The sequence below is a fragment of the Hymenobacter cyanobacteriorum genome, assembly GCF_022631375.1.
Taxonomy (GTDB): domain Bacteria; phylum Bacteroidota; class Bacteroidia; order Cytophagales; family Hymenobacteraceae; genus Hymenobacter; species Hymenobacter cyanobacteriorum.
In genome coordinates this window covers 326,547-349,620 of record NZ_JALBGC010000005.1, presented here as the reverse complement: position 1 = coordinate 349,620, position 23,074 = coordinate 326,547, and the positions used below count along the sequence as shown (strand labels likewise).

The window sequence follows — 23,074 nt, the reverse complement described above, 5'->3', positions numbered from 1 at the left end:
TAGCTGCGTAGCTCGGCTACTCGTGGTTCAGCTTCCAGCTGACAGCCGTGCCATCCGGCCCGTTTAGGTGCAGCAGGTAGAGGCCGGATGGCTGCCCGGCAAGTGGCACTGCCAAGGCCGTTTGGCCAGCCGCTACTGGCGCGCTCCACACCGTGCGGCCCAGCGCATCGGTGAGGTGCAGGGTGGTGCCGGGGCGGGCCACCTGGGCCAGCGTGAGGGTGGCGACTTCGGCGGCGGGGTTGGGATGCAGAGTGGCTACGGCCGCCGCCTGCGCGGCGCGCGTGGGCAATAGGCTGACAAAGGTCTGGGGATTGCCGCAGGTAGTCGTCACGCCATTCACCGTTGTGCGAGAGTACGATTGCACATAGTCCTGCTCAACCACACTGGTTAATCCAGCATCAAATGAAATTCCCCAAGCCAGATAGTCGATTCCTCGCTCGTATGAATTCGAGTTTCCAGGTCCTGTCTGCGGGTAATAAGGCACGTAGCTGATTGAACGAGCCGTACCAGCCGCCTGGCGGCACCCTCCGCTATTCGCAGCAATGGGCAAGCCCGCCAGCATATAAGGATAACTACTTGACCCAATGATGCGGTACTCACCCGTCAGTAGCCGTAGTGCCGCAGGCTGAACAGGGCTCGCGTTAGGCTGCCATTGATTGCCTGCCTGCGCCACCGCCCAGCGCTTTACTTCAATGGGATAAATAATTGTTTGGGCCGGGCCACACGAACCAAAGCCGTAGTTCTGATACCGTCGCTGCTCCTGATAAGTAATAATGATGCTGTCAGCCGTGATGCGTCGCCCAATTACTCGCCGCAGCGTTCTGCTATCCGTGCAGCTTACCGGTGCGACAACGTCGTCCCGGAAATACCCGAACTCGTCTCCCGGCTGCACATCAAAAAAAGCGCGCGGATTGTAAATGGACTGCTCGAAACGGGCCGGTAATACTGCTTGCTCTAATTGCCCGCCCGTCGCACCGCCCAGCCACTTCGGCCCCGCCAGCAGCCCATAGCGTCGGCTGAGCCGCAGCGGCGTAACGATACCAGAATTGGCAATGTTGATAACCGCCACCGTATCCTGCACGCCGGGGCTGATGGTCTGCCAGCTTCGGCTTACCAACGTAGCCGTTTGCAGCGGCTGGCTGCTGGCGTTCCAGGTGCTGCCCACCGCCGCTCGTGGAAACAGCGTCAGGCTGACGGCCAATTGCACATCGGTCTGGGCCAGTGCCTCCAGTGTATAGCCGGCCTGGTTAGGATTCCAGCGGAGTGTAGCTCCGAAAAGGTTGTTTTTGCTACGGGCAAACCCTGCTCTCCCGGTGGTTGCGGCCTTATCGCGCAGCCGCCGATTGAACGCGTACACCGAGTCACCATTAGCGGCAATATAGGCCGAATCGACCCGCAGCGTGTAGTGTTCGCTGCTGCTGGTTACCGGCGTAGCCGCGTACGTATAAATCAGCCCCGGCCGAAATGGCCGCCACGCCTGCTGCGCGCGAGCTCCGAAGCAACTGAAAAAGAACAGCGCGGCCAGCAGCGGCCGCGCCCAGGTGTAGGCGTGTTTCATGGTTGGATAGATTGGCGTGGAATGATAGCCGGAAGGTAAGCATCCCGGCCAAATTATCCTTGAATTAATCTATCCTTGTCAATTCCATTTCTTGACTACACGCAAGAAGCCCCGCTCGGAACCGAACGGGGCTTCTGTGATGAGCGGAAGACCAGACCTTGGGGCGGCGCAGCCTGGCCTTCCTAGACTCGTAGTCGCACTTAGAGCGCGTTAACGAGTTTTGTCAGCTTGCTCTTGTTGTTAGCAGCTTTGTTCTTGTGGATGATGTTCTTCTTGGCCAGACGGTCCAGCATCGAAGACACCTTCTTCAACAGCTCCTGAGCGGCCGTTTTGTCGGTCGTCGTGCGCAGCTTCTTGATGGCGGTGCGGGTGGATTTGTGCTGGTAACGGTTCAACACGCGCTTGGCTTCGTTGCTGCGGATGCGTTTGAGGGCCGACTTATGGTTTGCCATGAGCAGGAATATATAGGAGCGTTATGCTATGAGTTCTGTGTTTGGGAGGGCAAAGGTACGAAGCTGCTTTGCAATTGCAAACCTCTGCGGAAAAATATTGAGTGCAAGCCCGTTCTAGCCAGTAGCTGGCGCTGCTTATTACTCGAAAAGCCGCCCACATTCACGCTACATTCACTTTCAACCGCTTAAATTAGTATGCATGCCGATTATGTGCGAACTTTACCTGCTACCCACCCCATGCAGCGCGCTGCTATTCATTAATCGTTATCCCGCGCCATGCCTCTCGTTGCCGACTCCCGCTACCAGCCGCCGTTTTACCTCTTCAACGGCCATTTGCAGACCATTGTGCCCAGCCTGTGGCGCACTGTGCCCGACGTGGCCTACCAGCGCGAGCGCCTGGAGCTGCCCGACGGCGACTTCCTAGACCTGGACTGGAGCCGCCGGCCCGAACACCGGCCCACCGATGGCTTGGCCATTGTGTCGCACGGCCTCGAAGGCGACGCCTCGCGGCCCTACGTGCGCGGCATGGTGCGCGTCCTGAACCGCGCCGGCCTCGATGCGCTGGCCTGGAACTACCGCAGCTGCGGCGGCGAGATGAATCGCCTGCTCCGCTCCTATCACCTCGGCGATACCGAGGATTTGGACCGCGTGCTGCGCCACGCGCTGGCCACCGGCCGCTATCGCCGCGCCTATTTGCTGGGCTTTTCGGCCGGTGGCAACGTGACACTGAAATACCTGGGCGAAGACGCGGCCCGCGTGCCGGCCGAGGTGCAGCGCGCCGCCGTGTTCTCGGTGCCGACCGACTTAAAGGCCAGCTCCGAGCACATCGGCCGGCCGCAAAACCAGGTGTACATGCGTCGATTTCTGAAATCGTTGCGCCAGAAAATCCGCGACAAAGCAGCGCTGATGCCGGAGCAGGTTGACTTGGCGGGCTTAGAGGAGCTGCGCAACTTCCCGCAGTTTGACGACAAATACACCGCGCCCATGCACGGCTTCGACTCGGCCGATGCCTACTACCACTACGCCAGCTCCGGGCGTTACCTCAGCGGCATTCGCATCCCCACGCTACTGGTGAATGCGCAGAACGACCCCTTCCTGCCGGCCTCGTGCTACCCGCGCGAGATGGCGGCCAATTCGCCTTACGTCTTTCTCGAGACGCCACCCGATGGCGGGCACGTGGGCTTTGCCGAGAGTAACGGCGAATATTATTCTGAACGCCGGGCCGTGGCATTTTTAACTGCGGAGACACCGGCGTAATTCGGGAAATCTGTCATCCTGAGCGCAGCGAAGGACCTTTTCACGTTAGAATCTCTGACGTGAAAAGGTCCTTCGCTACGCTCAGGATGACAGGCGTCTTCCCTACTTCGCTGGCACGAAAACCACCTTCTTCGTTTCGAAGAACTCCTCCGGATAGAAGTCGCTCAAATCCGTCACGCGCGCTTTCAAGCCCGACTCTGCGATTTCCTCAGTCAGGTCACCACCTTTCAGGTAATACAGGCCCGCACCGGGCGCGCCCTGGGGTTTAAAACGGTGGGCAATCCAGGGATGGAAGGTGGCGAGGCGGGCCACGGCGCGGCTCACCACGTAGTCGAACTTCTGGCGCACCTGCTCGGCGCGGGTTTGCTCTGCAGTCACGTTGTTCAGGCCCAAAGCGGCGGCCATGAACTGCACGGCGCGGATTTTCTTGCCGATGCTGTCGACAAGGTGAAAATGGACTTCGGGAAACATAATGGCCAGCGGCAGGCCGGGCAGGCCGCCGCCGGTGCCCACGTCGAGCACGGTGCTGCCTTTGGGGAACTGGATGACCTTGGCAATACCCAGCGAGTGCAGCACGTGGCGCTCGATGAAGTTGTCCATGTCGGTGCGCGACACCAAGTTGATGGCTTCGTTGGTGGCCCGAAACTCGGTTTCGAGCTGCGCGAAAAGCTGGAGCTGCTGCGGAGTGAGTGCGGGGAAGTGGTGCTGCAAGAGGTTCATGGGTGCAAAACTAACTGTCATCCTGAACGCAGTGAAGGACCTTATTACGCCAGAACCAATTGTTCTGGCGTAATAAGGTCCTTCACTGCGTTCAGGATGACAAACGGATATTAAATAATCTGCTTGGTGTGTTTCACCATGTCATAGAGCAATTCGCGGGCGCGGTGCAGCTGGGCTTTCACGGTGCCGAGCGGGGCTTTGAGCTCGGTGGCAATTTCCTCGTAGCTGAGCTCATCGAAATAGCGCAGCGAAACCAGGCGCTGGTACTTGTCCGGCAGGCGCGACACGACGTGGCGCATGATTTCGATTTTCTGGTTGCGCACGGCGTGCTCGGCCGGGTTCAGGTCGTTGTCGCGGAAATCGATGGTGATTTCGTCGCCGTTATCGACCTTGATGGCCGAGTCAATCGACATGGTTTTGATTTTATTCTTGCGGATAAAATCGATGCAGTTGTTGGTGGCAATGCGGAACAGCCAGGTGCTGAACGCATACTCGGGGTTGAACTTGTGCAAGTTGCGGAAAGCCTTGGCAAAGGCCTCAATGGTGAGGTCTTCGGCATCGTCCTGGTTGCGCACCATCTTGAGCACCACGTGGTAGACGGGCTTCTTGTAGATGTGCATCAGCTCGGCGTAGGCCTTCTCGTCGCCGTGGTCGACGGCGGCGCGAATCAGCTTAAAGTCGTGTTTGGCTTTGGCTGAAAACTGCTTTTGAATGTCTTGATTATTTACTTCCATCGAAGGGTGCGGTTGAGGGAGAGCGAAATTCCCAGCGCAAGGTATTGAACAAAATAAACCACGTCGAGCACCGGCAGAAGCCCGACGTTTACGGGCTGGTCGAGGCGGCGGCTCAAGCGCGCATACACGGCGCTTACGAACAAAGTTCGCAGAACCCATACGACTGCCAAAGGTACCCAATTGTTTGGCGAAAAAACTAGCACAACGGTAGCCAAATAGAACAACATATTGGCTAGCACGAAGGTACCAACGCGCAACCGGTCAGCTAATCGGTAGGCGCGCCCCGCCGACAGGTGCCGCCGCTTCTGCCGCCACCAAGCCCGCCAGGTGGCGGCCGGCTCGCTCAGGGTGTGGGCGGCGGGCTCGGCTACTACGGCCACGCGCTGGTGGGCGCGCACCGCGTCCTGCACCAGCAGGTCGTCGTCGCCCGAGAGCTGGCGGATGTGCGAGGCGAAGCCTTTGGTGGCCGTGAAGCAGGCCCGGGTGTAGGCCAGGTTGCGGCCCACGCCCATGTAGGCCCAGCCGCGCCAGGCAAAGCTGAGATACTGCGCAGCCGTGAGCAGCGTTTCGTAGCGGATGAGTTGGTTGAGGAAGCCGGGCGCTTCGACGTAGGCGGAAAAGCCGAGTACGACATCAACTCCGCCGTTATAGGCAAAGCCGCGCTGCATGAGGCGCAGCCACTGGTTGGTGGCCGGAATGCAGTCGGCATCGGTGAAGAGCAGGCGTGGGTAGCGGGCGGCCTTGATGCCGAGGGTGAGGGCATATTTCTTGGGCGCGAAGCCGTCGGGAGTACGGTCGATGGTGACGAGCCGCACGGTGCTGGGGTAATACTGGGCCAGCTGCTGGGCGTATAAATAGGTGTCATCCTCGCTGCGGTCGTCGATGAGCACGATTTCGAAGGCGGCGGGGTAATCCTGCTTGAGCAGCAGCGGCAGCAAGCGGCGCAGGTTGTCGAGCTCGTTGCGGGCGCAGACGACAATGGAAACGGGCTCCGAGTCGGGACCGAGGGCATCGGCCGGGGCTTCGGGGGCGCGGCGCGCGAAGGGCCAGAAGAAATACGCGGCGTAGAAAAGCTGCACCAGCACGCACGCCAACAACAGCCAGAAAAACGGGGAAGTGGGTACGAGTGGAAGCAACAAAGCAGCGGGTACGAATGAGCCCGCAAAAGTACGAGGCGCGAAACGGGCGGGTTACCTTTGCGCTTTAGTCATACGCGCCTGTCATCCTGAGCGGAGCGAAGGACCTTATTACGCCAGAACGTTTTGTCCGAACGTGATAAGGTCCTTCGCTCCGCTCAGGATGACAGGCGACCAATGACCGTTTAACAGCCCATGACCTTCGACCTCCTCGCCCAAGACCCCGCCACCAAGGCCCGCGCCGGCCGCCTCGAAACGGCGCACGGCCTCATTGAAACGCCCATTTTCATGCCTGTGGGCACGGCTGGCACCGTGAAAGCCGTGAGCCAGGCCACGCTGAAGGACGACGTGCAGGCTCAGATTATCCTCGGCAACACCTACCACCTCTACCTGCGACCGGGCCTCGACGTGTTGCGGGCGGCCGGCGGCCTGCACAAGTTCAACGGCTGGGACCGGCCGATTCTGACCGACTCCGGTGGGTACCAGGTATACTCGCTGAGCAACACCCGGAAGATTAAGGAGGAGGGCGTGAAGTTCCGCTCGCACATCGACGGCAGCCAGCATTTGTTTTCGCCGGAAGGCGTGATGGATATTCAGCGGGTAATTGGGGCCGACATTATTATGGCGTTTGATGAATGCACGCCCTGGCCCTGCGAGTACGACTATGCCGGTCGCTCGCTCGACATGACGCACCGCTGGCTGAAGCGCTGCATTGCGCGCTTCGACAGCACCGAGGGCCTATATGGCTACGAGCAGAACCTTTTCCCGATTGTGCAGGGCAGCACGTTCAAGGATTTGCGGGTACGCTCGGCCGAGTTTATTGCCGAGCAGGGCCGGGCCGGCAACGCCATCGGCGGGCTAAGCGTGGGCGAGCCGGCCGAACTGATGTACGAGATGACCGAGCTGGTCTGCGACATTCTGCCCAAGGACAAGCCGCGCTACCTGATGGGCGTGGGCACGCCGGCCAATATTCTCGAAAATATTGCGCTGGGTGTGGACATGTTCGACTGCGTGATGCCGACCCGCAACGCCCGCAACGGCATGCTGTTCACCACGCAGGGCATCATGAACGTGACGAACCTGAAATTCGCCACCGACTTCACACCCATCGACCCGGTGCTGGATGGCGCGGCCAGCAACTTCTACACCCGCGCCTACGTGCGCCACCTCTTCCAGTGCCAGGAGATGCTGGGGCCGCAGATTGCCTCGGCCCACAACCTCACGTTTTACCTGTGGCTGGTGAAGGAAGCCCGCAAGGAAATCATCGCCGGCACGTTTGGTCCCTGGAAGGAGCGCATGGTGAAACAACTGATGACGCGCTTGTAAAAGTGTTGAATGTTGAGTTTTGAATGTTGAGTGCAGTCCGCCTCATTCAACTGCTTAATTCAAAACTCAACCCTCAAAACTCAACATTATTTTAAAATGAATATCCTCGATAAATACATCATCAAGAAATTTCTCGCCGCGTTCTTTTTCTCGGTAGCTATTCTGGTGACGGTGATTTGCGTGATTGATTTCACGGAGAAAAACGACGACTTTATTCAGCATAATCTGTCGATGTCGAAAATTATTTTCGGCTATTACATTTTTCTGTTTCCCTATTTCGCCAACCTGTTATCGCCGATTACCATTTTTATTGCGGTGGTATTTGTGACGGCGCAATTGGCGGCGCGCACCGAAATCGTGGCCATTCTGGCCAGTGGGGTGAGTTTTCGGCGGCTAATGGTGCCGTATGCGGCCGGTGGCGCGGTAGTGGGTTTGCTGATATTCGGACTGATTGGCTGGGTGTTGCCGATAGGGAATAAATCGCGGGTACAATTCGAGAAGGCGTACATCAAATTGCCATACCGGTTTCAGGGGCGCAACGTGCACATCAAGATTGGGTCGCGCAGCTACGTGTACATGGAGAGCTACGACAACGTGAATAACATCGGCTTCCATTTTGCGCTCGAGACCGTGGACAGCACTATTCTAAACCGCCGCCTCACGGCCGATGCCATCAACTGGGATTCGACCAAGCACGTGTGGCACCTCTCGCCGCAGCTGGTGCGCACGTTTCGCGGGCCGCAGGATGAAACCCTCAAATCCATTCCGGCCCGCGATACCACGCTGAATCTGCTGCCCGCCGACTTCGCCAGCAACTACAAGCTGGCCGAAACCATGACGCTGCCAGAACTCAACCGCTATATCCGCACTAAAATTGAGCGCGGGGCCGACGATACCCAGATTTACCTCAGCGAGAAGTACGAGCGGTACTCCTACCCCTTCGCCATCATCATCCTGACCCTGATTGGCGTGATTCTCAGCGCCCGGAAGTCGCGCGCCGGCGTGGGCGGGCAGATTGCGCTGGGCTTCGTACTGGCTTTCATCTTCATCATCTTTGTGATGCTGAGCCGCAACCTAGCGCAGGTAGGTAGCCTTTCGCCCATTGTAGCGGCGTGGGTGCCAAGCACCGTGTTTTCGATTATCGGCATCGCGCTGTACCGGTTTGTGCCGAAGTAATAGGTGAGTAGGTAAGTAAATGAGTAAGGGAGGGCCTGCTCATTTGCTCGGTTGTTCGCACTTTACCCATTTACTCGTTTGCACCTTGCTGAAAGACTATCTCAAGCTCCATTTCATTGTGCTCCTGTGGGGCTTCACGGCCATTCTGGGCAAGCTGCTGACGGTACCGCCGGTGGAGCTGGTGTTCTGGCGCACGCTGCTGGCGGCCACCGGGCTGGCGGTGCTGCTGGTGGCGCGGCGCATGCCCTGGCGCATTCCGGCGGGACAGGTGCTGCGGCTGCTGGCGGTGGGTGCATTGGTGGCGGCGCACTGGATTACGTTTTTTCTGGCCGCGCGCCTGTCGTCGGTCAGCGTGTGCTTGGCCGGGCTGGCCACGCTGGCATTGTGGACCTCGCTGCTCGAGCCGCTGCTGCTGTGGCGGCGGGTGCGCGGCTACGAAGTGGGCCTGGGCCTGATTACGATGGTGGGCCTGTACCTGGTGAGCCAGGCCGAGCTTGACCAGCTGCTGGGTTTGGGCGTGGCGGTGCTGTCGGCAGGGTTGTCGGCGCTGTTCAGCGTGCTGAACTCGAAGCTGATTAAAACGCATCCGCCGCTGCGGCTCACGTTTTACGAGATGGCGGGCGCATGTCTGAGCATCGTGTTATTCTTCCCGGTGTATAGCCATTACTTCACCGAGGGCCAGGGCCTGCAACTGGCCTGGCACGGCTACGACTGGCTGTGGCTGCTGCTGCTGGCTGGCGTGTGCACGGTGTACGCCTTCTCCACGTCGGTGGAATTGATGAAGCGCCTCTCCCCTTTTGCCGTGAACCTGACCATCAACCTAGAGCCGGTGTACGGCATTTCGATGGCAGCCGCTATTTATTGGCTGCACACCCAAGGGCTGCTGCACGCGCCGCAGTTCAACGGCGAGCGCATGAGCACGGGCTTCTACGTGGGCACGCTGCTCATCGTGCTCAGCGTGCTGATTCATCCGCTGGTGGCCCGGCTGATGAAGGACAAAGCACCGGATTTGGAGCCGGCCGTACCGGTTTGATTTTTAAGTTAAAAGTGAAGAGTTAAAAGTTAAGGCAACTGGTTTAACTTTTAACTCTTCACTTTTAACTCTTACAGCATGCCCTGCCAAACCGTGTACTCAGCCGGCCACGTTGTAGCGGCCGGCTCCCCACTTTCCCACAGGCCGTACACCGCCGAGCCCGAACCCGACAGGCTCGCATAAGTCGCGCCGGCATCATAAAGCTGCTGTTTGATTTCGGCCAGTACCGGATGGCTGGGCGTAAGAGCCGTTTCGAAGTCGTTGCTAATGGTGTTGCGCCAAGTGCTCATCGGCTGGGCCAACGCCGCGCGCAGCGGGTGCTGCGGCAGCTGTGGAGCGATGCGCGCATACGCCTCGGCCGTGCTGATGTGCAGGTTGGGATACACCACCACGCAGCCGACACCATTCAGATTCAGGTCAATTTCCTCGAATACGTCGCCTTTCTCCACCGCCAACACGGGCTTATTCCGGATGAAAAAGGCGCAGTCGGAGCCTAGTTGCCGGGCGTAGCTTTCCAGCGCTTCCGTCGAAAGATTAAGGCTGAACAGTTCGTTGGCAGCCTTAAGCGCAAACGCGGCATCGGCTGAGCCGCCGCCCAGACCGGCCCCGATGGGCACGATTTTGTGCAGGTACAGCTGCACCGGCGGCAGTTCGGGGAAGTCGGCCTGCAGCAGCTCGTAGGCCCGCACGCAGAGGTTGGTGGCCGGGTCGCCGGGAATGGGGCGGCCGGTGAGCGTGAGGCTGGTGGACTGGCCGGCTACAGCCGGGAGCATTTCGAAGGCGTCCGTCCAGGGCAGGGGTACGAAGACCGATTCGAGGGTGTGAAAGCCGTCGGGCCGGCGCTGGGTAACATAGAGGCCGAGGTTGAGCTTGGCGTTGGGGAAGACGAGCATCCTTGAAGGGTTGAGTTTTGAGGGTTGAATGTTGAGTTGAATTTGAGTGACTCAACGCTCTCCTTACTTTCAGCCAGCAAAGTACCGAGTCCTACCTTTGTTTATGGCTGAGGCAACTCAACATTCAACCCTCAACATTCAAAACTCCTTCTACGCCCGCCACGGCAAGCGCTTGCTCGACCTGACGCTGGCCACGCCGCTGCTGCTGCTCACGCTGCCGCTGCTGGCGGGCGCGGCGGCGCTGGCGGCGGGCCAGAACCGGGGTCGCTGGCTGTTTCGGCAGATGCGGCCAGGCTGGCACGGGCGGCTGTTCACGCTCTATAAGCTGCAAACCATGACGGAGGCCCGCGACGCCACCGGCCAGCTGCTGCCCGATGCGCAGCGCCTGCCGCCGCTGGGCCGCTGGCTGCGGGCCACCTCGCTCGATGAATTGCCCCAGCTCTGGAACATTGTGCGCGGCGACCTGAGCCTGGTGGGGCCGCGCCCGCTGCTGCCCGAGTACTTGCCGCTGTACTCGCCCGCGCAGGCCCGCCGCCACGAGGTACGCCCCGGCCTCACCGGCTGGGCCCAGGTGAATGGCCGCAACGCCATCAGCTGGGAAGAGAAATTCGCTTTCGACGTGTGGTACGTCGAACATCTGTCGTTTAAGCTGGACCTAACCATTTTGTGGCGCACGGCCGGGCGGGTGCTGGGAGCCCGCGGCATCAACGCACCCGGCGAGGCCACGACTACTGCTTTTCGGGGCAGCCCGCCGCCAATTTCTTCGTAAGTATTCGCCTATGACCCAGCTTTTCTTTTCGGATTACGACATCGAATCAGCATCAACCGACGCGCGGCCTCCGCTCGTCATTGTTGGCGCGGGCGGCCTCGGACGCGAGGTGTTACTGCTCATCCAGCAAATCAACGAGGTGCAGCCCACCTGGCAGGTGCGGGGCTTCTACGACGACCGCGCGCCCGCTACGCCTACCGTGGCCGGCCTCCCCTACCTCGGCACTGCCGCCGACCTTAATGCTACCACCGAGCCGCTGGCGGTGGCCGTGGCCGTGGGTAGCTCCGCCGGGCGGGCGGGCGTAGTGGCCCGGCTCACGTCGGCGCAGCTCAGCTTCCCGCCGCTGGTGCACCCGGGCGTGGCGCTGCACCCGCGCCAACGGGTGATGCTGGGAGCCGGCTGCCTCATTCAGCAAAGCTGCGTGCTCACCTGCGACATTACCCTGGGCCGATTCGTGTTGCTGAACCTGGGCTGCACCGTGGGCCACGATGCCGAGCTGGCCGATTTCTGCTCGCTGATGCCCCACGCCAACGTGAGCGGCGCGGCACGGCTGGCCCCCGGGGTGTACCTTGGCACGAATGCCACCGTGATTCAGGGCGTGCAAGTGGGCGAAAACACCATTGTGGGAGCCGGCGCGGTCGCCGTGCGCGACCTGCCGGCGAATGTGACGGCCGTGGGCGTGCCGGCGAGGGCAATTTGATTTGTTAATGAAGAATATTAGACCGTCATGCAGAGCGTAGCGAAGCATCTAGCCCGCCACCAGTAATCATTAACGCTCTCACAATCGAGTTAGTGACTGCGGGCAAAATGCTACGCTCGGCACATGACGTGCAATTACAACCTTTACTACATGCGTAGCCAGGATTACGACCGTCTCTACCTTTCCCCGCCCCACCTCGGCCGCCACGAGCTCAACTATGTGCACAAGGCCATTGAGGACAACTGGGTGGCGCCGGCCGGGCCCAACATCACGGGTTTCGAGGCCGACATCTGCGCGGCGGTGGGCGTGCCGTACGCGGTGGCGCTGACCTCGGGCACGGCTGCCATTCATCTGGGGCTGATTTTGCTGGGTGTAGGGCCGGGCGACGAAGTGCTGTGTCCCTCCTTCACGTTCGTGGCCACGGCTAACCCCATTGTGTACCTCGGGGCCACGCCCGTCTTCGTAGATAGCGAGCCCGAAACCTGGAACCTCTGCCCCGAGCGCCTGCGCGAGGCCATCGTGGACCGCATTGCCAAGGGCAAAAAGCCCAAAGCCCTCATCTTGGTGCACCTCTACGGCATGCCGGCAAAGCTGCCCGAAATCCTGGCGTTGGCGCAGGAATTCGACATTCCTATTCTCGAAGATGCGGCCGAGGCGCTGGGCTCGGAGTGGCAGCAGCAGCCACTGGGCGGCTTCGGCCGGGTGGGGGTGTTTTCCTTCAACGGCAACAAGATTCTGACCACCAGCGGCGGCGGCGCGCTCGTGACTTACGACCGCGCCCTGGCCGAGCGCGCCCGCTTTCTGGCCACCCAGGCCAAGGACGACGCGCCCCACTACCAGCACTCCGAAACCGGCTACAATTACCGCCTCAGCAACATTCTGGCCGGCATCGGGCGCGGGCAAATGGAGCTGCTGCCCGAGCGCGTGAAGCGCCGCCGCCAAATCTTCGACTGGTACCGCGAACACCTCGCACCCCTGCCCGGCATCACGGTGGCGCTGGCCCCCGAGCCGGCAGGCAGCCGCTCCAACCGCTGGCTCACCACCACCCTCCTCAACCCGGCCGACCCCGAAGCCGCCCCCACGGCCCCTGGCGCTACGCCCGAAACCTTGCGCCTGCACCTCGAAACCCGCAACATCGAGAGCCGCCCGCTCTGGAAGCCGCTGCACCTGCAGCCCCTTTTCGCCGCCGCGCCCATGTACGGCGGCGCGGTGTGCGAAGACCTGTTTGCCCGGGGCCTGTGCCTGCCCAGCGGCTCGGCCATGACCGACGGCGACCTGCGCCGCGTGAAAGAGGCGCTGGCCGAGGCGCTGAGCTAAGCCGTGTTATTGGCGGGCTGCTAGCGCATGCGCCAACTGAATTTTCGAGTTCACGAAACCCATCCCCTCGGAGTATTTCGCAAACGTTGATTCGTAGACGAGTTTCGTAAACTTTTACTATCCTGCAACTAGCACGCATCTACTTGGTGCCGAGCGTCAGCCAAGGGTTTGCTAAAAAGAGCGTTTAATGTTCGTCCATGACAGCATTATAGCGAATGTAGGGAGGGTGATAATGCGAATGGCGCAAAAAGGCTTGCCATTGGCGCCCGTGGGTTTCCGTGATGCTGTCGGGTACGGGCAGGTCGTATAAGAAGTCGTTGCCGTCCGGGTCAAAGACGCCGTAGCGCACCACGTACCGCTCCCCCACCCGGGCCTTTTCGTCCCAGGCCCGGCCGCTGGTGTGACGAATGCCGTCCACGTCGTACCAGTAGCCGAAAAGCATCTCCCCTTTGCCGCTGCGGTACACCTTTGAGACATGGGCAATGCCGTATTTCCACCGGGCCAGCAGGCTAATTTCGGAAACGCTGCATTTCACAAAAACCATGGCAAAACCCAGCACGCATACTACCCCGAATACATCCAAGGGCGTGCGGATTTTACACTTGAACAAATTCATATCGTCATGGGCATTGGTTTAAACACCGTATCTGATTTCAATAAAAAGGTGATTTTATTTCTATTCACTTCCTACCCAAATGTAGCTGGCACGCAGCTGTAACGCACACCAACCATACGCCCGTGCCAGCCACCTTCTAAGCATACAGAAGCCGCTTGCAGGCCCGTGCAAGACACTTCGGAAAGCCGTTTTCACGCCCGTGCAGGAGGCTTTCGACATTAGGCCGGCTTGGACACACCCACCACTCTCACTTTGCCGGACTTGTTCACCTTCGCCGCCGGGAAATCAAAGAAGCTGTACACATTCTCCCTATCCTCAAACTTGAGCTCGAGCTGGGCCTTGAGGCGGCGTTGGGCGCGGGCAATGGCGGCGCGGTCGTCGGCCAAGTTCAGTTGAGTATTAGTGACGTCACCATTCTGCTGGTGCGGGCCTTTCCAATGACGACCGGCCACGAACTGACTATCAGCCCCCTCGTAAGAGCACGATTTATTTGGGTTTTGACTTACTCGTTGTGGCGCGAAGCTTGCATTTGCAGCCCGCGCGCGGCGGCAGACCCGACCGTGCCGCGCCTTTTGCCGTTTAAGTCCCAGTCAACTGCTCATTCCTATGAAAAACGTTCCCCTTTTCGCGCTGCTCCTGGCCCTGCCCTTCTCGGCCGCCCACGCCCAGACTAAAACCACCACCACGGCCAAAACCAGCACCGCCACCACCACCGCTAAGCCCGGCACCGAGCAGGTCACAGAAGTCACCGAAGACCTCGACCCCGCCACCGGCAAGGTCATCCGCCGCACCACCCGCACCACCACCGTGCCCGCCGGCACCGCTGCCGGCACCACGGCCCGCCCGGGCACCACGGTTATCAATCCCAGCACCGGCACCAGTACCCCGAGCACGACCGCCACGGTTGCTTCGGGCGTGGCCACCGACACAGCCGTGTCCGACTTTTTCCGCGAGCGCATGACGGTGAGCCGCCTCACTGCCCCGCAGCTGCTCGACACCTACACCCGCTTCCTCGACAAAGTGCGCGAAGACCGCCGCGAATGGACTCCCAACGACTGGACCCGCGCCGCCAACGTACTCAGCGCCCTCAACGGCCGCTACGAGCAGCTGCGTAGCACCTACACCCTCGACGATAAGCTGACCATCCGGGGCGTGCAAGGTGAATTCCAGGCCCTGCGCACCGCCAAGCAGATTTCCGGTTCGGTGTCGGATAAGCTGTAAGGAAGAGGGTACTAACCGAAAAAGAACGTCATGCTGAGCGAAGTCGAAGCATCTCGCGTGCAATAGTAAATGAATTACTTGCGCGGTAGAAATGCTTCGGCTGCGCTCAGCATGACGTTCTTTTTAGTAACATTCCGCCCCTACCCCAGCGCCTGGGCCAAATCCGCCAGCAGCTCCTCCACCGGCTCAATGCCCACGCTCAGCCGCACCAGCCCCACCGAAATGCCCAGCTCGGCGCGTTGCGCATCCGTCAGCGCCCGGTGCGAGGTGTAGAGCGGCGACGAGCACGACGAATCAACCCCCGCCAGCGAAGGCGCGAACGGAAACCGCTGGCTGCGCTGCATGAAGCGGTTGACGAGTTGCTCATCATCAGGCAGCCGAAACGAGAGCATGCCGCCGAAGCGCCCGCCGCCCTGCTCGGACGCCAGCTGGTTCTGCGGGTGCGCGGCCAGCCCCGGGTAGTACACCGCCTGCACGGCCGGCTGCCGGGTCAGGAATTCGGCCACGGCGAGGGCATTTTCGGAGTGGGCGGCCACGCGCAGGCGCATGGTTTTCATGCCGCGCACGCTCAGCCAGCTTTCCATCGGGCTTAGGGTGAGGCCGAATATCACGCCAATCTGGCGCAGGCGGGCCGCATCTTCGGGCGTGCGGGCTACCACGGCCCCGGCCGTTACGTCGGAATGGCCGGCGAGGTATTTGGTCACGCTGTGCAGCACGAGGTCGGCCCCGTAGCCCAGCGGCCGGGTCAGCACCGGCGTCGAAAATGTGTTGTCGACCACCAGCTTCAAGCCGTGGCGGTGGCATTCGGCGGCGGCGGCGCGCAGGTCCACCACGCGCAGCAGCGGGTTGCTCATGGTTTCGCACAACAGCAGGCGCGTGGTGGGCTGCACGTAAGCCGCCAGGTCGTAGAGGCTTTCAAACGGCACGTAGGTTACCGCAATGCCCAGCCGGCTAAGCTCCAGGTTCAGCAGCGCCGCCGAGCCGCCGTAGATGTCGGCCGCGCACAGCACGTGGTCGCCGGCCTGGCAATAGGTCAGCAGCGCCGCAAAAATGGCCGCCATGCCCGAGCCCGTGGCCACGGCGCCCGCGCCGCCCTCCCACTGCGCCACGGCCGTAGCCAGCTCGTCGGAGTTGGGGTTGCCGTTGCGCGAGTACAGGTAGCGGCTGCCCGGCTCGTCAAAGTACTGCTGCACGGCGTCGAGGTCCTCAAACTTGAATACCGACGTTTGGTAGATGGGCGTGATTTTGGGCTGAATGTTGGGCATGAGGAGTCAGGTACGGGTCGGCGACAAAGGTACTCCGCCGCTTAGCCCTCCGATGCCGGGTCGGCGGCCAATGGGGGGCGTACCACTTCTTTTTCCGCCGCCGCCAGCGCCTGCTGGTGCGTGCGGTTCTCGCGCCGGAATACTTCCATCAGTACCAGGAAATACGACACCAGCAGCGGCCCCACCACCAGCCCAATCAGGCCAAAAATCTCCACGCCCAGCACCAGCCCCACCAGCGTGACGAGCGGGTGAATGTCGCCCATGCGCTTGGCCAGCATGATGCGCAGCACGTTGTCCACGTTGATAATTACGATAAAGCCTACCAGCAGAATGCCAATGGCCTGCCCGTTGTTGCCCTGCGAAAATTGGTAGAGGGCTGCCGGCCCCCACACCAGCGGCGTGCCCAGCACCGGCAGAAACGCCATGAAAAACGCCACCACGCCCCAGAACAGCGCATCGGGCACCCCGAATATCCACAGCGTCAGCCCCGTCAGAATGCTTTGCACCAGGGCCACCACCACCTGCCCCAGCACGTTGGCATTCACGTTGTTTTTCAGCGACTCGCCCAGGTCCTCCAGCGTTTCGTTGCGGAAGGGCAGGTAGCGGTGCAGCCCCAATAGAAAATAGGTTTCCTGCATGAACATGTAGTACATCGTGAACAGCATCAAACCCACAATTACCAGAAAGTTGAGGGCGCTGCTGGCCAGCGTGGGCAGCCAGCCGCTCACCTTCGCGCCGGCTTGCAGCAGCAGCTGCCGCACGTTCAGCTGCTCGGCAATTTTGAAGCCGGTGGCTTTTTCCACTTTGTGCACCACGCCCATTATCTGGTCGGGGTTCTGGGCAAAGGCAATGAGCCGGTCGAGCAGCAGCGAGCTGAGCGAGTAGAACGGAATCACCAGCACCACCACCGTAATCAGCAGAATGCCAATTGTGACCAATCGTGCGTTCCAACGCCGCTTGTGCACCAGCGCCACCCACCACGGCCGAAACACCACAAACAGGATGCCCGCCGCCAGAAACGCCGTGAGGTATTGCGCCAGCCCCAGCAGCATCAGCACCGCCAGGCCCAGCAGCGAGGCCACCAGCAGCACATAGCGCTGCCGGGGCGTGTAAATATTCTCAACGGCCGCGAACAGATTAAACGGTTTTTGCATAAGTAAATCGAGGGCCACCGCGGCCCGGTTGCAAGGCTATACGGCCCACGCGCGTTTTGGCTGGCCCCCGCCCAAAAACCAAAAAGCCTTTCCCCAGCAGGGAAAGGCTTTTCAGCATAGCCGCCAGGCAGGTTCTACAGCTTCTGCATGGCGCTGGCGAAGCTGTCGGCCGCCGGGCCACCGTTGGGCAGCTTGCGTAGGCGCTCCTGGTAGGCCAGCGCCTTGTCCTTCTGCTTCAGTTCGATGGCCATGCGGGTCAGGTTCATCAGCGTCGACACATCGTTGGGGTCGAGCGCATCGGCCTGCTGCATCTTCTCGTACGACTCCTGGGTTTTGTGCAGGTGCGCGTAGTACACGCCCATATTGAAATAGCCCAGCGAATTCTGCGGGAAATATTCCTCCATTAGCTCCGCAATGGGCCGGCCGTTTTCCAGGCCTTTGTCGCCCGGCTGCTTCCAGTAGTTGCTGGCAAACGGCTCGATGGCGGCCGGCACAAACGCATTTTCCGGCCCGGGCAGCGGCACGCCGTCGCGCCATAGCCAGGGCTTGCCGCCGTTTTTGCGCGCCTCCAGCGTCTCCCGAATCGTCTGGAGCAGCGGCCCGGGCTGGCCCGCCATTTCGTAGCTTTTGGCCAGGCCCATGCGCATGTCCAGCCGCTCGGGGGCTAGGGAAATGCCCTGCTTCAACACCGCCGAGGCCTGGGCCATGATAGCTGGGTCGTAGCTCACCAGCACCTGCTGCGGGCGCGGCGCAGGTGCGGGCGCGCCCGCCGTTGCTGCTACTGGCTCCGACGGAACCGGTGTGCGCTTGGTGGCCTTGTTCAGCAGAAAGTTGAAGCGGGCCACGTACAAATCGGGGTCTTTCGGCGTGGCTTTCTCCCAGTCGGTCAGCACTTTCTCAGCCCCGGTCAAATCTCCCGCCTTAAAGGCCGCCCGAAACTGCTCCCGAAACCCATCGGCCAGCACCCAACTGCTCAGCCCTACCCAGAGCACCAACACCCAGAAAACTCGTTGTACCATTTTTGCAGTATGTAAAGAAGAATAAATTGTACTGCAAAGTAATGTATTCTATCCGAATCTGCACAAAAAAATCCCCACAATGCCAGGCATTGCGGGGATTTTCATCGGTAAATCAGGCGTTAAGCTGCGGCGAGCTTTACGATACCGTGCCTTCAGCCAGCACAATCACATTGTTGCGCAGCACTTCCACTACGCCGCCTTCGATGCGGATGACCTCCCGGCCACCTGCGCCGCCCGTCAGGGTCACGTCGCCAGCCTTCAGGGCGGCAATCAGCGGAGCGTGGTTGTTCAGCACTTCAAACGAGCCATCGGCACCCGGAAACTGGGCCGACGTCACTTCGCCTTCGAAAACCTTGCGGTCGGGGGTGATGATTTCTAGATGCATGTTTTGGAATGTTGAATGTTGAGTTTTGAGGGTTGAGTTAACGGAACATCCATTCAACACTCAACCCTCAAAATTCAACCCTTCTATCTATTTGGCTTCCGCAATCAGGCGCTCGCCTTTGGCCACGGCATCCTCGATGTTACCAACCAGGTTGAAGGCCGCCTCGGGGAGGTGGTCGTGCTTGCCGTCGATGATTTCGTTGAAGCCTTTGATGGTGTCTTTGATGTCAACGAGCACGCCTTTGAGGCCGGTGAACTGCTCGGCCACGAAGAAGGGCTGCGACAGGAAGCGCTGCACGCGACGGGCGCGGTTCACCACCTGCTTGTCCTCTTCGGAGAGTTCGTCCATACCCAGAATGGCGATGATGTCCTGGAGTTCCTTGTAACGCTGGAGCAACTCCTTCACGCGCTGGGCGGTGTTGTAGTGGTCAGCGCCGAGCACGTCGGCCGACAGGATGCGCGAGGTCGAGTCCAGCGGGTCAACGGCCGGGTAGATGCCCAGCTCGGCGATTTTGCGGCTCAGTACCGTCGTGGCGTCCAAGTGAGCAAACGTGTTGGCCGGGGCCGGGTCAGTCAAGTCATCGGCCGGCACATACACGGCCTGCACCGAGGTAATCGAGCCGCGCTTGGTCGAGGTGATGCGCTCCTGCATGGCACCCATTTCGGTGGCCAGCGTGGGCTGGTAACCTACGGCCGACGGCATCCGGCCCAGCAGAGCCGATACTTCCGAACCTGCCTGCGTGAAGCGGAAGATGTTGTCGATGAAGAACAGGATATCGCGGCCGGCACCGGTGCCGTCGCCGTCGCGGAAGCTCTCGGCAATGGTCAGGCCCGACAGGGCCACGCGGGCGCGGGCTCCGGGGGGCTCGTTCATCTGGCCGAACACGAGGGTGGCCTGCGACTTCTCCATTTCGGCGAGGTCCACTTTCGTAAGGTCCCAGCCGCCTTCTTCCATCGAGTGCTTGAAGGCGTCGCCGTAGCGGATGATGTTGGCTTCGATGAATTCGCGCAGCAAGTCGTTGCCTTCGCGGGTACGCTCGCCCACGCCGGCAAACACCGACAGGCCTTCGTAGGCCTTGGCCACGTTGTTGATAAGCTCCTGGATCAGTACGGTTTTGCCTACGCCGGCACCACCGAACAGACCAATCTTGCCACCCTTTACATAAGGAGCGAGCAGGTCAATCACCTTAATGCCGGTGAAGAATACTTCCGACGAAGTAGCCAGTTCTTCAAACGCCGGGGCGTTGCGGTGGATGGAGAGGGCACCCGCGCTTTTGGGCTGCTGAATGCCGTCGATGGCCTGGCCGATAACGTTGAACAGGCGGCCTTTCACGCCGTCGCCGGTGGGCATCGAGATAGGCGCGCCCATGTCGCGCACTTCGGCGCCGCGGGTCAGGCCTTCGGTCGAGTCCATGGCAATGGTCCGAACCCGGTCCTCGCCCAGGTGCTGCTGGCACTCGAGTACCACTACCTGGCCGTTGTCTTTCGTGACTTCGAGCGCGTCGAGGATGTTGGGCAGCTTCGTGTTTTCGCCCGCGAAGCTCACGTCAACGACGGGGCCGATGACCTGAGTGATTTTGCCGGTATTGGCCATTTGGTTGTATTTATGATGAAGTTAATGCTCTTTTCAGGCCGCAAAATTACGGCCCAAACCCCGGTTTTCCAACCCCAATCCATTGCAGCCGGCGCGCGCGCCTATCGGCTACCCCGGTGCACTTAGCCGGTGTAAATCAGCCTGTAGCATGTATGCGCGGCATTTCGGGCGGTGGGCGACGCATTTTTTTGCAGAAATTTTTTCGCCAAATACTTGCCTCGAATCTTTTCGGCTGTACATTTGCACTCCCAAACGGCACGTAGCCCGCTGGGAAATTGTCCGATGGTGTAACTGGCAACACGCTTGATTTTGATTCAAGAAAGTCCAGGTTCGAGCCCTGGTCGGACAACGACAACGCTCGAGTAAACGAAAAGGCGCTGGCTTCTCCAATTTCCGGAGTGGTCAGCGCCTTTCGCTTTTCTATCCCTTCAAGTTTTCACGGCCTTGCCCTCCGCCACTTTTCGCCCACCCATTCATTCTTAGCACCTTCCCCAATGAAACAGGTCAAAATATTTGCCGGCAGCGCTTCCCGGTCGCTTGCCGAAAGCATTGCCGCCGCCTATGGCACGTCGCTTGGCGACCTCACCGTGCAACGCTTTGCCGATAATGAGATGGGCCCAAGCTTCAACGAAAGCGTACGCGGCTGCGAGGTGTTTCTGGTGCAAAGCACCTTTCCCCCGGCCGAGCATCTCATGGAGCTCATGCTGATGGTGGACGCCTGCAAGCGGGCATCGGCCTACAAAGTCAACATCGTGATGCCCTACATGGGCTACGCCCGCCAAGACCGCAAGGACAAGCCGCGCGTGAGCATCGGGGCCAAAGTGGTGGCCAACATCATTCAGAGCGTGGGCACCGACCGCCTGATGACCTGCGACTTGCACGCCGGCCAGATTCAGGGCTTCTTCGACATTCCCGTCGACCACCTCGACGGCGCGACGGTATTGGCCCCGTACATCAAGTCGCTGAACCTGGAAAACCTGATTTTCGCCTCGCCCGACGTGGGCGGCGTGGTGCGCACCCGCGCCTTTGCCAAGAAATTCGGGGCCGAAATCGTGGTTTGTGACAAGATGCGCATCCGCGCCAACGAGATTGCCTCGATGCAGGTAATCGGCGATGTGAAGGGTATGGACGTGGTGTTTGTGGACGACATGGTGGACACGGCCGGCACCATCTGCAAAGCCGCCGACCTGGTAATGGAGCGCGGGGCAAACTCGGTGCGCGCGGTAATTACGCACCCGCTGCTCAGCGGCCCGGCCCACGACCGCATCCGCGCCTCGCAGCTCACCGAGCTGATTACGACCGACACCATTCCGCAGCGCGAGCACAACGACAAAATCCACGTCATTTCGCTGGCACCGTTGTTTGCGGCCGCCATTCGCAACGTGGTGACGCACGAGAGCATCAGCTCGCTGTTCGTGTAAATACGCACCTGAACGGGCCTTATTCAGAACGTCCTGCTGAGCGCAGTCGAAGCATCTCTACCGCGAAGAGTAATTGGTTACTTCCTCGGTAGAGATGCTTCGACTGCGCTCAGCAGGACGTTTCCTTTTTCGGCGTTACTCCGTCACTGTCCCTAAAACTGGCACAATTTTGTAGAACTGACTTCCCAACTGGAACTTTTTTCTGCAAACGCCATGAACAAACTTTACACTTCCGCTTCCACCCTTTTAGCCGCGCTGCTGCTGAGCGCCTGCGCTTCTTCGGTGCACATTCGGGCGCTGGCCCCGGCGGCGGTGCCAATGCCGGCCAACCTGCAAAGCGTAGCCACCGCCAACCGCATTATCCCGGAATCGCGCCGCGATAAGTTCTTTGACGTGATGGAAGGCGCTTTCACCGGCGAAGGCCCGGGCGTGGACCGCGCCGGGGCCGACGAGTGCGTGAACGTGGTAGGCCAGGCGCTGGCTAACAACAGCTACCGCTTTAAGGTGACGCAGGCGCAACTGCAGCTGCTGGGCCGTAGCCGCGAGTTTTTTCTGCCGCCGCTGGCCCCGCGCTACGTGCAGGATTTGTGCCGCCGCACGCAGGTGGATGGCCTGGTGGTGCTCGAAGCCTTCGACTCGGATATGCTGCTGAGCCACACCAACGGCTTCCGCACTTATAAAGACAAGGAAGGCCACGAGCACAAGGTGCCCACCGTGCACGTAGAAATGGTGATGAAAATTGTGACCGGTTTCCGCACCTACGGTGCGGCCCAAGGCTTCGTACTCGACCAGGCCCGGCAGGAAGACCAGTTGGTTTTCAGCGGCAATGGCGATACCTATCCTGCCGCCCTGCGCCAGTTGCCGCCGCCCGAGGAGTGCATCCGGCGGGTGGCGCAGCGGGCCGGTGATGGCTACGCCCGTCGCATCGCGCCTTCCTACATCGACCTGAACCGGGACTATTTTACTTCGGCTAAAAAAGATGCCCGCATGAAGGAAGCTGCCCAGCGCGCCGAGGCTGGCGACTGGACCGGCGCGGCCACCCTCTGGCAGCAGTCGGCCCGCCACCTCGACCCGAAAATTGCCGGCCGGGCTTTTTACAACCTGGCGGTGGCCAGCGAGGTGCGCGGCGACCTGCCCGGTGCCATTGACTGGGCGAAGAAGGCGGCTTTCACCTGTGACAATGCCCAGGCCCGCCAGTACCTGCGGGTGCTGAACGACCGCATGCAGGCGCAGGCGGTGGTGCAGGAACAACTGAAGAGCGTGCCGACGGTGAATTAGCCCGGCCGGTTTTTCTGCCTAACCCGTTGGCTTTTCGGCCGATTTAGCCCT

General features: G+C 60.5%; 23 protein-coding genes and 1 tRNA gene. 11 read left to right on the top strand and 13 right to left on the bottom strand.

Features of this window, described 5'->3' with window-relative positions:
• Positions 1 to 16 precede the first annotated feature (16 nt).
• Both MON38_RS19375 and rpsT read right to left on the bottom strand, forming a co-directional pair.
• Positions 17 to 1,558: a T9SS type A sorting domain-containing protein gene (locus tag MON38_RS19375; RefSeq protein WP_241937813.1), complete on the bottom strand. Its 1,542-nt coding sequence runs from the start codon at positions 1,556 to 1,558 to the stop codon at positions 17 to 19.
• Between the two features lie 200 nt (positions 1,559 to 1,758).
• The gene (gene rpsT / locus MON38_RS19370; protein ID WP_198066977.1) at positions 1,759 to 2,010 is read right to left on the bottom strand and encodes a 30S ribosomal protein S20; all 252 of its coding nucleotides are present in this window, start codon (positions 2,008 to 2,010) and stop codon (positions 1,759 to 1,761) included.
• 276 nt (positions 2,011 to 2,286) lie between these two features.
• On the opposite strand from rpsT, the gene MON38_RS19365 reads away from it, so the two are divergent.
• Positions 2,287 to 3,267, top strand: a complete 981-nt coding sequence (locus MON38_RS19365; protein WP_241937812.1) for a YheT family hydrolase — start codon at positions 2,287 to 2,289, stop codon at positions 3,265 to 3,267.
• Between the two features lie 102 nt (positions 3,268 to 3,369).
• On the opposite strand, the gene rsmG is transcribed toward MON38_RS19365, so the two are convergent.
• From rsmG to MON38_RS19350, 3 genes are all read right to left on the bottom strand, one after another.
• Entirely contained in the window at positions 3,370 to 3,987 is a 618-nt protein-coding gene (rsmG, locus tag MON38_RS19360) for a 16S rRNA (guanine(527)-N(7))-methyltransferase RsmG (protein WP_241937811.1), read from the bottom strand.
• 110 nt (positions 3,988 to 4,097) lie between these two features.
• Positions 4,098 to 4,721, bottom strand: a complete 624-nt coding sequence (locus MON38_RS19355) for an RNA polymerase sigma factor (protein ID WP_070728736.1) — start codon at positions 4,719 to 4,721, stop codon at positions 4,098 to 4,100.
• Entirely contained in the window at positions 4,712 to 5,860 is a 1,149-nt protein-coding gene (locus MON38_RS19350; protein WP_241937810.1) for a glycosyltransferase, read from the bottom strand. Before MON38_RS19350 ends, MON38_RS19355 begins: the two co-directional genes overlap by 10 nt.
• 192 nt (positions 5,861 to 6,052) lie before the next feature.
• Here MON38_RS19350 and tgt point away from each other — a divergent pair, with 192 nt between their 5' ends.
• The 3 genes from tgt to MON38_RS19335 all read left to right on the top strand — a co-directional run bounded on the left by tgt (position 6,053) and on the right by MON38_RS19335 (position 9,392).
• A complete protein-coding gene (gene tgt / locus MON38_RS19345) occupies positions 6,053 to 7,183 on the top strand; it encodes a tRNA guanosine(34) transglycosylase Tgt (RefSeq protein WP_241937809.1) in 1,131 nt (376 codons plus the stop codon).
• Positions 7,184 to 7,279: 96 nt separating this feature from the next.
• Positions 7,280 to 8,359, top strand: a complete 1,080-nt coding sequence (locus MON38_RS19340; protein ID WP_241937808.1) for an LptF/LptG family permease — start codon at positions 7,280 to 7,282, stop codon at positions 8,357 to 8,359.
• 85 nt (positions 8,360 to 8,444) lie between these two features.
• Positions 8,445 to 9,392, top strand: a complete 948-nt coding sequence (locus tag MON38_RS19335; protein ID WP_338423788.1) for a DMT family transporter — start codon at positions 8,445 to 8,447, stop codon at positions 9,390 to 9,392.
• Between the two features lie 71 nt (positions 9,393 to 9,463).
• Here the strand turns inward: MON38_RS19335 and ispE are convergent, their stop codons facing one another.
• Complete coding sequence (gene ispE / locus MON38_RS19330; RefSeq protein WP_241937807.1) at positions 9,464 to 10,285, bottom strand: 4-(cytidine 5'-diphospho)-2-C-methyl-D-erythritol kinase; 822 nt, start codon at positions 10,283 to 10,285, stop codon at positions 9,464 to 9,466.
• A gap of 103 nt (positions 10,286 to 10,388) precedes the next feature.
• Here ispE and MON38_RS19325 point away from each other — a divergent pair, with 103 nt between their 5' ends.
• From MON38_RS19325 to MON38_RS19315, 3 genes are all read left to right on the top strand, one after another.
• The gene (locus MON38_RS19325) at positions 10,389 to 11,054 is read left to right on the top strand and encodes a sugar transferase (RefSeq protein WP_241937806.1); all 666 of its coding nucleotides are present in this window, start codon (positions 10,389 to 10,391) and stop codon (positions 11,052 to 11,054) included.
• 10 nt (positions 11,055 to 11,064) lie between these two features.
• Positions 11,065 to 11,754 carry an acetyltransferase gene (locus MON38_RS19320; protein ID WP_241937805.1) on the top strand — a complete coding sequence of 230 codons (690 nt, stop codon included), beginning with the start codon at positions 11,065 to 11,067 and terminating at the stop codon, positions 11,752 to 11,754.
• A gap of 150 nt (positions 11,755 to 11,904) precedes the next feature.
• Complete coding sequence (locus MON38_RS19315; RefSeq protein ID WP_241937804.1) at positions 11,905 to 13,071, top strand: DegT/DnrJ/EryC1/StrS family aminotransferase; 1,167 nt, start codon at positions 11,905 to 11,907, stop codon at positions 13,069 to 13,071.
• A 184-nt stretch (positions 13,072 to 13,255) separates the two neighbouring features.
• Here MON38_RS19315 and MON38_RS19310 read toward each other — a convergent pair whose 3' ends face one another.
• On the bottom strand, positions 13,256 to 13,687 hold the full coding sequence (locus MON38_RS19310) for a hypothetical protein (protein ID WP_241937803.1): 432 nt from the start codon (positions 13,685 to 13,687) through the stop codon (positions 13,256 to 13,258).
• A 218-nt stretch (positions 13,688 to 13,905) separates the two neighbouring features.
• Positions 13,906 to 14,073 (bottom strand): hypothetical protein, encoded by a 168-nt coding sequence (locus MON38_RS19305; RefSeq protein ID WP_241937802.1) that lies wholly within the window; start codon positions 14,071 to 14,073, stop codon positions 13,906 to 13,908.
• A 220-nt stretch (positions 14,074 to 14,293) separates the two neighbouring features.
• On the opposite strand from MON38_RS19305, the gene MON38_RS19300 reads away from it, so the two are divergent.
• On the top strand, positions 14,294 to 14,908 hold the full coding sequence (locus MON38_RS19300) for a hypothetical protein (RefSeq protein ID WP_241937801.1): 615 nt from the start codon (positions 14,294 to 14,296) through the stop codon (positions 14,906 to 14,908).
• Positions 14,909 to 15,048: 140 nt separating this feature from the next.
• Here the strand turns inward: MON38_RS19300 and MON38_RS19295 are convergent, their stop codons facing one another.
• The 5 genes from MON38_RS19295 to atpD form a co-directional block, all read right to left on the bottom strand.
• Entirely contained in the window at positions 15,049 to 16,173 is a 1,125-nt protein-coding gene (locus MON38_RS19295) for a trans-sulfuration enzyme family protein (RefSeq protein ID WP_241937800.1), read from the bottom strand.
• Positions 16,174 to 16,214: 41 nt separating this feature from the next.
• Positions 16,215 to 17,327, bottom strand: coding sequence for an AI-2E family transporter (locus MON38_RS19290; protein ID WP_241937799.1), 1,113 nt, complete (start codon positions 17,325 to 17,327; stop codon positions 16,215 to 16,217).
• Between the two features lie 134 nt (positions 17,328 to 17,461).
• Positions 17,462 to 18,346, bottom strand: coding sequence for a tetratricopeptide repeat protein (locus MON38_RS19285; protein WP_241937798.1), 885 nt, complete (start codon positions 18,344 to 18,346; stop codon positions 17,462 to 17,464).
• A 136-nt stretch (positions 18,347 to 18,482) separates the two neighbouring features.
• On the bottom strand, positions 18,483 to 18,731 hold the full coding sequence (atpC, locus tag MON38_RS19280) for an ATP synthase F1 subunit epsilon (protein ID WP_241937797.1): 249 nt from the start codon (positions 18,729 to 18,731) through the stop codon (positions 18,483 to 18,485).
• A gap of 87 nt (positions 18,732 to 18,818) precedes the next feature.
• Positions 18,819 to 20,324: a F0F1 ATP synthase subunit beta gene (gene atpD / locus MON38_RS19275; RefSeq protein WP_241937796.1), complete on the bottom strand. Its 1,506-nt coding sequence runs from the start codon at positions 20,322 to 20,324 to the stop codon at positions 18,819 to 18,821.
• Between the two features lie 276 nt (positions 20,325 to 20,600).
• Here atpD and MON38_RS19270 point away from each other — a divergent pair.
• The 3 genes from MON38_RS19270 to MON38_RS19260 all read left to right on the top strand — a co-directional run bounded on the left by MON38_RS19270 (position 20,601) and on the right by MON38_RS19260 (position 23,023).
• A tRNA-Gln gene (locus tag MON38_RS19270) sits at positions 20,601 to 20,673 on the top strand.
• Between the two features lie 145 nt (positions 20,674 to 20,818).
• The gene (locus MON38_RS19265; protein ID WP_241937795.1) at positions 20,819 to 21,745 is read left to right on the top strand and encodes a ribose-phosphate pyrophosphokinase; all 927 of its coding nucleotides are present in this window, start codon (positions 20,819 to 20,821) and stop codon (positions 21,743 to 21,745) included.
• Positions 21,746 to 21,958: 213 nt separating this feature from the next.
• Positions 21,959 to 23,023 carry a DUF6340 family protein gene (locus MON38_RS19260; protein WP_241937794.1) on the top strand — a complete coding sequence of 355 codons (1,065 nt, stop codon included), beginning with the start codon at positions 21,959 to 21,961 and terminating at the stop codon, positions 23,021 to 23,023.
• The last annotated feature ends 51 nt before the right edge of the window (positions 23,024 to 23,074 follow it).